At 72.6% G+C, this 7482-nt stretch carries 7 protein-coding genes; 4 read left to right on the top strand and 3 right to left on the bottom strand.

What is annotated here, in order from left to right; genetic code table 11:
- Positions 1–35: 35 nt before the first annotated feature.
- The 3 genes from ACFWEP_RS28630 to ACFWEP_RS28620 all read right to left on the bottom strand — a co-directional run bounded on the left by ACFWEP_RS28630 (position 36) and on the right by ACFWEP_RS28620 (position 3508).
- The gene (locus ACFWEP_RS28630; RefSeq protein WP_387374252.1) at positions 36–1475 is read right to left on the bottom strand and encodes a gamma-aminobutyraldehyde dehydrogenase; all 1440 of its coding nucleotides are present in this window, start codon (positions 1473–1475) and stop codon (positions 36–38) included.
- Between the two features lie 16 nt (positions 1476–1491).
- On the bottom strand, positions 1492–1896 hold the full coding sequence (locus ACFWEP_RS28625) for a YybH family protein (protein ID WP_387374251.1): 405 nt from the start codon (positions 1894–1896) through the stop codon (positions 1492–1494).
- A 76-nt stretch (positions 1897–1972) separates the two neighbouring features.
- Positions 1973–3508, bottom strand: coding sequence for a purine-cytosine permease family protein (locus ACFWEP_RS28620; RefSeq protein WP_387374249.1), 1536 nt, complete (start codon positions 3506–3508; stop codon positions 1973–1975).
- Between the two features lie 108 nt (positions 3509–3616).
- On the opposite strand from ACFWEP_RS28620, the gene ACFWEP_RS28615 reads away from it, so the two are divergent.
- The 4 genes from ACFWEP_RS28615 (at position 3617) to ACFWEP_RS28600 (ending at position 7340) form a co-directional block, all read left to right on the top strand.
- Positions 3617–5077, top strand: coding sequence for a PucR family transcriptional regulator (locus ACFWEP_RS28615; RefSeq protein WP_387374247.1), 1461 nt, complete (start codon positions 3617–3619; stop codon positions 5075–5077).
- A 161-nt stretch (positions 5078–5238) separates the two neighbouring features.
- Complete coding sequence (gene dhaK / locus ACFWEP_RS28610; protein ID WP_387374245.1) at positions 5239–6231, top strand: dihydroxyacetone kinase subunit DhaK; 993 nt, start codon at positions 5239–5241, stop codon at positions 6229–6231.
- A gap of 84 nt (positions 6232–6315) precedes the next feature.
- Complete coding sequence (gene dhaL, locus ACFWEP_RS28605) at positions 6316–6933, top strand: dihydroxyacetone kinase subunit DhaL (protein WP_387374243.1); 618 nt, start codon at positions 6316–6318, stop codon at positions 6931–6933.
- Positions 6930–7340: a PTS-dependent dihydroxyacetone kinase phosphotransferase subunit DhaM gene (locus ACFWEP_RS28600; protein ID WP_387374241.1), complete on the top strand. Its 411-nt coding sequence runs from the start codon at positions 6930–6932 to the stop codon at positions 7338–7340. Before dhaL ends, ACFWEP_RS28600 begins: the two co-directional genes overlap by 4 nt.
- Positions 7341–7482: the final 142 nt, after the last annotated feature.

Here is a 7482-nt window from a genome sequence, read left to right as displayed (position 1 = left end):
GGGTGGGCTCGCGGTGCTTCCAGTCGCGGACCGGATCAGAGAGCGGTCATGACGTGCTTGATCCGGGTGTAGTCCTCGAAACCGTACGCGGAGAGGTCCTTGCCGTAGCCGGACTTCTTGAACCCGCCGTGCGGCATCTCGGCGACCAGTGCCATGTGGCTGTTGATCCACACGCAGCCGAAGTCGAGGTTCTTCGACATCCGCATCGCGCGGGCGTGGTCCTTGGTCCACACCGAGGAGGCGAGCGCGTACTCGACGCCGTTGGCGAACTCCAGGGCCTGGGCCTCGTCCGTGAAGGACTGCACGGTGATGACCGGGCCGAAGACCTCGTTCTGGACGATCTCGTCGTCCTGGCGAAGCCCGGAGACGACGGTCGGCGCCCAGAAGTAGCCCTTGTCGCCGACCCGGTGGCCGCCCGCCTCGACGGTGGCGTGCGCCGGGAGACGGTCGACGAAGCCGCTGACCTGGGCGAGCTGGCCGGCGTTGTTGAGGGGGCCGTACAGCACGTCCTCGTCGTCCGGCAGGCCCGTCTTCGTGCCCTTGGCCGCTGCGGCCAGGGCCGCGACGAACGCGTCGTGCACGGATTCGTGGACGAGCACCCGGGTCGCCGCCGTACAGTCCTGACCGGCGTTGAAGAAGCCACCGACGATCAGCTCCTCGACGGCCTTCTCCAGGTCCGCGTCCTCGAAGACGACCGCGGGGGCCTTGCCGCCGAGCTCCAGGTGGACGCGCTTGACGTCCTTGGCCGCCGAAGCGGCGACCTGCATGCCCGCCCGGACGGAACCGGTGATCGAGGCCATCGCGGGGGTCGGGTGCTCCACCATCATGCGGCCGGTCTCCCGATCGCCGCAGACGACGTTGAAGACGCCGAGCGGCAGGTCCATCCCGGCCAGTACGCCGCCGATGATCTCGGCGATCAGCACGGTCGACGCGGGGGTGGTGTCGGAGGGCTTGATCACGACGGCGTTGCCCGCGGCGAGGGCGGGGGCGAACTTCCAGACCGCCATCAGCAGCGGGTAGTTCCAGGGGGCGACCTGGGCGCAGACGCCCACCGGCTCGCGCCGGATGAGGGAGGTCATGCCCTCCATGTACTCACCGGCCGAGCGGCCCTCCAGCATCCGCGCGGCGCCCGCGAAGAAGCGGACCTGGTCGATGGCGGGGTCGAGCTCCTCGCTCCGCGTCAGGTGGAGGGGCTTGCCCGTGTCGCGGCTCTCGGCGGCGACGAGCTCGTCGGCCCGCGCCTCCATCGCGTCGGCGATCTTGAGCAGCGCGCGCTGGCGCACGGCGGGGGTGGTGTCGCGCCACACCGGGAACGCCGCCGCGGCGGCCGCCATGGCGGCGTCGACGTCGGCCTGGCCGGAGAGGGGCGAGGTCGCGTAGACGTCACCGGTGGTGGGGTCCACCACGTCGAGGGTGCGACCGTCGGCGGCGTCCACGGATACGCCGTCGATGTAGTTGCGGAACGTGGTGCTCATGGAACGGTTCTCCTGGTCAGACGGTAGTGCGGGCGGACAGGTGCTCGTGGACGGCGGGCCAGCCGCCGTCGGCCGCGCGGGCGAAGACGATCGTCTCGCGCTCCAGCAGCGTCTCCTCGCCCGAGGAGGTGGCGACGCGGGTGGCCACGTCGTGGCTGAAGACCGCGGTGTCCCCGAAGTGCTGGATCAGCTGGTCGGTGGAGGTGCAGGCCAGGACGCGGAAGTCGTCCTCGTCCACCCAGCGCTGCCACAGGGCACGGTACTCGGCGGTGGAGGTCAGCCGCTGGGGGGTGGTGTGGAAGACGAAGGTCGCGTCCGGGGCGAAGGCGCCGAAGTAGTCGTCGAGACGGCCCTGTGCGAAGGCCGCGACGAGTGCGTCGGCGGCGGCGGCCACGTCCTCGTGTCCGGAGGTGTCGCTCATGTCGGTTCCTTGTCGTGGGGGCCTGGGGGCTGGGGTGTGGGGGCTGGGGTGTGGGGGCTGTACGGGGCCTGCGGGGTCAGCCCGTGGCGGTCGCGGTCACCACCGGTTCCCCGGCCGGGCCCGTGATGGGTGTGACCTCGGTGTCGGCGGCGCGGACGAGGCGGGGGCCCGCCGGGCCGTAGACCGCGCGGGGCTCGGGGAAGACCGTGAGCAGCGCGAGGTAGATCACCGCGGCGAGGGCGAGGCCGACCGGCAGGGAGATGTCCGCGCCGTCGGCGAGGTCGCCGAGCGGGCCGACGAACTGGCCGGGCAGGTTGGTGAAGAGGAGGGCGACGACGGCGGAGACCAGCCAGGAGGCCATGCCGCGCCAGTTCCAGCCGTGGGCGAACCAGTACCGGCCTCCGCGCTGGCGGCGGTTGAACACCTGGAGCGCGTCGGGGTCGTACCAGCCGCGCCGGGTGACGTAGCCCAGCGCCATGACGACCATCCACGGGGCGGTGCAGGTGATGATCAGCGTCGCGAAGGTGGAGATGGACTGGGCGAGGTTCAGCGCGAAGCGGCCGACGAAGATGAAGGCGATGGAGAGCGCGCCGATGAAGAAGGTGGCCTGCACGCGGCTGAAGCGCGGGAAGACGCTGGAGAAGTCGAGGCCTGTGCCGTAGAGGGAGGTGGTCCCGGTGGAGAGGCCGCCGATGAGGGCGATCAGGCAGAGCGGCAGGAAGTACCAGCCCGGCGAGATGGCGAGCAGTCCGCCGACGTAGTTCGGGGCGGCCGGGTCGACGTACTTCGCGGCCTTGGACGCGATGATCGACGCGGTGGCCAGGCCGAAGAGGAACGGCAGCAGGGTGGCGATCTGCGCGAGGAACGCGGCGCCCATCACCCGGCGGCGGGGCGCGCCGGCCGGGATGTAGCGGGACCAGTCGCCGAGGAAGGCGCCGAAGGAGACCGGGTTGGAGAGCACGATCAGTGCCGCACCGATGAAGGACGGCCAGAACAGCGGGTCGGCGGTCGAGGCGAAGGAGCCCGCGTAGCCGGGGTCGAAGTCGCCCCAGAAGGCGAAGGCGCCGAGCACGAAGAGCGCGGAGGCGGCCATCACAGCGATCTTGTTGACCAGCAGCATGAAGCGGAAGCCGTAGACGCAGACGACCAGGACGAGCCCGGCGAAGATCGCGTAGGCGATGCCGTACGACACGTCGGACTCGGGTACGTCGACGAGCCGGTGCGCTCCGCCGACGAGGGCGTCGCCGGACGACCAGACCGAGATCGAGAAGAAGGCGACGGCGGTCAGCAGCGAGAGGAAGGAGCCGACGACGCGTCCGTGCACGCCCAGGTGGGCGGAGGAGGAGACGGCGTTGTTGGTTCCGTTGGCCGGGCCGAAGAGCGCCATGGGCGCCAGCAGCAGCGCCCCGGCGACCAGACCGAGGACGGTGGCGGCGAGGCCCTGCCAGAAGGAGAGCCCGAAGAGGATGGGGAAGGCACCGAGGACGCACGTCGCGAACGTGTTGGCGCCGCCGAAGGCGAGGCGGAACAGATCGATCGGGCGGGCCGTACGGTCCCCGTCCGGGATCCGCTCGACCCCATAGGTCTCGATTTCGGTGATCGAGCTGGTCACGGGCGTGTCACCTTCCGTTCTTGTCGTGCAGCAGTGACGAGCCCACAGTCTGGCCTCCCGTGTGACCGGCGACAATTGTGTCAGTCACAGAGCGATAGGCTCCTTTCTGTGGCCAGCGACAAACTCACCGTGGAAGAACTCCTCTCATTCCCCGCACTCCAGCTCTCCGTGAAGGCGGGCAGCTCGGGGCTGGGGCGGTCCGTCTCCTGGGCGCACGCCAGCGAGCTGGACGATCCGACGCCCTGGCTGCTGGGGGCCGAGCTGATCATGACGGCGGGGCTGGCGGTCCCGGCCACGGCCGCCGCACAGCGCGCCTACCTCGAACGTCTGGACGACGCCGGGGTCTCCGGCCTTGCGCTCTCCGCGCAGCTGCACATGCCCGTCCTGCACGACGACTTCTACCGGGCGGCCGAGGAGCGGGGCTTCCCCGTGCTGGAGGTGCCGCTCTCGGTTCCCTTCATCGCCGTCGCGCAGGAGGTCGCCGCGGCGGTGCAGGAGGACGCCCGGCACCGTCTCGGCGCCCAGCTCCAGGTGTTCGGCTCGTTGCGCTGGCTGGTCGCGGAGGAACTCGACACCCCCACGCTGCTCCGGCGGCTCGAACGCCTCTCCGGGTACGACGTGTACCTCTGCACGCCCCAGGGCCGTCCCCTGCTGCCGGGCGTCCCGGTGCCGGACCCGTCGGTGCTGCCGGACTCCGTGGACGCGCCGCCGACCGTACCGGGCGGCTTCGTGCTGCCTGTCCCCGCGCCCGGCGGGCCGGCCGGGTTCCTCGTCGCGTACGAGCGCGAGGGCGCCCAGCCCGCCGGGCTCGCGGTGGCCCAGCACATCGCCACGGTGGCCGCGCTGCGGCTCGCGATGGTGCGCAACGAGCGCGAGACGCTGCGCCGGCAGGGTGCCGAGACCCTCGCCGAGCTGCTTCAGGAGGTGCTCGACCCGGAGGCGGCCCGCCGCCGGCTCGCCCGGCACGCGATCGAGGGGGACACCGTCCTGATGGTGGTGCGCCACACCACCGACGAGGCGCTCCTGCACGTCCTCGCCGACCAGCCGCATCTCCTGCTCACCCGGGGCGAGGACCGCTACGTGCTCGGCGCGCCGGAACTCGCGGAGGCGGTGGGCACCCTGCCGATGGCGGCGACCGGGATGAGCCGCCCCTTCCGGCCGGGAGCGGCGCTGAAGGTGGCGCAGCGGGAGGCGGTCTGGGCCGCCTCGAAGGCGGCCGAGTCGGGGCGGCCGGTGGTCCGCTACGGCGACGACCTGACGGGCCGGTGGCTGCCGGACGACCCGGCGGTGCTGTCGGCCCTGGTCGAGAACGTGCTCGGCGAGGTGCTCAGATACGACGCCGCCCACGACTCCCAGCTGCTCGTCTCGGTCCGTACGTGGATGGAGCGGGACCGGCGGACCGAGGCCGCCGCCGCCGCGCTGCACATCCACCCCAACACTCTGGCGTACCGGCTCCGCCGCTTCGGGACGCTGGCGGAACGCGACCTGGCGTCCACCGGCGCCCTGTCGGAGGTCTGGCTGGCGATCCAGGCGGCCGGCACGCTGGGGCTCGCCGACCGGGCCGTGTGAGCGCACCTCGCGAGCGGGTGTCCGTACGGCCGGTGGCGCGGCGGCGCATGTGTGGACCGGGTGGATCGTCGGACGCCGGACGGCCGGACCCCGGACAATCCGGGGAGCACCGCCCGCGGAGCACCGTCCGCGAGCCCGCCCCTCGCCGTCAGGAGTCGCCCGTGCGCATGCTCATCAACGTCCCCGAGACCGTGGTCGCCGACGCACTGCGCGGCATCGCCGCCGCCCACCCCGAGCTGAACGTCGACGTCGCCGGCCGGCTGATCGTGCGGCGGGACGCCCCCGTCGCGGGGAAGGTGGGGCTGGTGTCCGGAGGCGGGTCGGGGCACGAACCGCTGCACGCGGGGTTCGTCGGCCCGGGGATGCTGTCGGCCGCGTGCGCCGGTGAGGTCTACACCTCGCCGGTGCCCGATCAGATGGTGCGGGCCGCGGCGGCCGTCGACAGTGGCGCCGGAGTCCTCTTCGTCGTCAAGAACTACACCGGGGACGTGCTGAACTTCGAGATGGCCGCCGAGCTCGCCGAGGAGGAGGGCATCCGGGTCGAGCAGGTGCTGGTGGACGACGACGTGGCGGTCGCGGACAGCACGTTCACGGCCGGGCGGCGGGGTACCGGAGCGGCTCTCTTCGTGGAGAAGATCGCCGGAGCGCTGGCCGACGAGGGGGCTCCGCTGGAACGGGTGGCGGAGGTGGCACGGCAGGTCAACGCGAACTGCCGCAGTTTCGGCGTCGCACTGAGCGCCGCCACCACCCCGGCCAAGGGCTCCCCCACCTTCGATCTTCCGCCTGGTGAGCTGGAGTTGGGCATCGGCATCCACGGTGAGCCGGGCCGCGAGCGGCGGCCGATGATGACGTCCGGGGAGATCGCCGACTTCGCGGTGCACGCGGTGCTGGAGGATCTGCGCCCCAACGGTCCTGTGCTCGCTCTGGTCAACGGCATGGGCGCGACACCCCTGTTGGAGCTGTACGGCTTCAACGCGGAGGTCCACCGGGTACTTTCCGAGCGCCGGGTGCCGGTGGCCCGTACGCTCGTGGGGAATTACGTGACCTCGCTGGACATGGCCGGCTGCTCGGTGACGCTCTGCCGCGTGGACGAGGAACTGCTGCGGCTCTGGGACGCACCGGTGCGTACGGCCGCGCTCCGCTGGGGCCGCTGAGCGCGGGAATCGCCATGTCGCCGGGCAGCCGCCGACCGCACCGAACGGCGCCCCGGGCGCCCCGCATTCCGGACTGGAGACCCTGTGCTCGACGCCTATTTCTTCCGCCGCTGGATGACCGCGACCGCGTCCGCCGTCGACCGTGAGGCCGGCCGGCTCACGGAGCTGGACTCCGCGATCGGGGACGCCGACCACGGCTCCAATCTGCGGCGCGGCTTCGCCGCGGTGACCGCCGCCCTGGACGAGGCGGGCCCCTCGGCCCCGGGTGACGTACTGGCCCTGGCCGGCCGGACGTTGATATCGACCGTGGGAGGAGCCTCCGGCCCGCTCTACGGAACGCTGCTGCGGCGTACGGCCAAGGCGCTCGGACCGGAACCCGGGGTGAGCGCCGACCAGCTGCGGCGGGCGCTGGTCGAGGGCGTCGAGGCGGTCGGCCGGCTCGGCGGGGCGCGGCCCGGGGACCAGACGATGATCGACGCCCTGGTGCCCGCCGTCGCGGCCCTGGAGGAGTCGTTCGCGGCAGCGGCCGGGGCGGCGCTGGCGGGGGCCGAGGGGACGGTGCCGATGCGGGCCCGCAAGGGCAGGGCGAGCTATCTCGGTGAACGCAGCGTCGGCCATCAGGACCCCGGTGCCGCCTCGGCGGCGCTGCTGATGGCCGCGCTCGCCGAGACGGCGGCGGCGACGGTCGGCGGTGTCCGGTGAGTGGGGCGGGGCCGGTCGGCATCGTGCTGGTCTCGCACAGCGGGCCGGTGGCGGAGTCCGTCGCGGCCCTGGCGCGCGGCCTCGCCGCGGGTGGCGCCACGGTCCCCGTGGCCGCCGCCGGGGGCACGGCGGACGGCGGGCTCGGCACCAGCTCCGAACTGATCGCCCGCGCGGTGCGGTCGGTGGACGCGGGCGCGGGGGTCGCGGTGCTCGTGGATCTCGGCAGCGCCCTGCTCACCGTCAAGGCGATGCTCGCCGGAGGTGACGAGCTCCCGGAAGGGACCGAGTTGCTGGACGCGCCGTTCGTGGAGGGCGCGGTCGCCGCCGTCGTCACTGTCTCCGCCGGGGGCGACCTCGCGGCAGTGCGGGCGTCGGCGGGCGAGGCGTACGAGTACCGCAAGGTGTGAGCGACGGCCGACGCGTACGAGCACCACGAGGGGTGGGCGGCGGGCGCGTGTCGTTCCGATGAGTTCGGGCGGCGGAGGGAGTCGACCGTAGTGACGGTGGCCGAGAGGCCACACCCACACGGAAAGGACCTCCCATGTCCTT

Source organism: Streptomyces sp. NPDC060198, from assembly GCF_042728415.1.
Classification (GTDB): domain Bacteria; phylum Actinomycetota; class Actinomycetes; order Streptomycetales; family Streptomycetaceae; genus Streptomyces.
The sequence above is the reverse complement of the archived record's forward strand: the minus strand, read 5'-3'. Positions and strand labels throughout refer to the sequence as shown.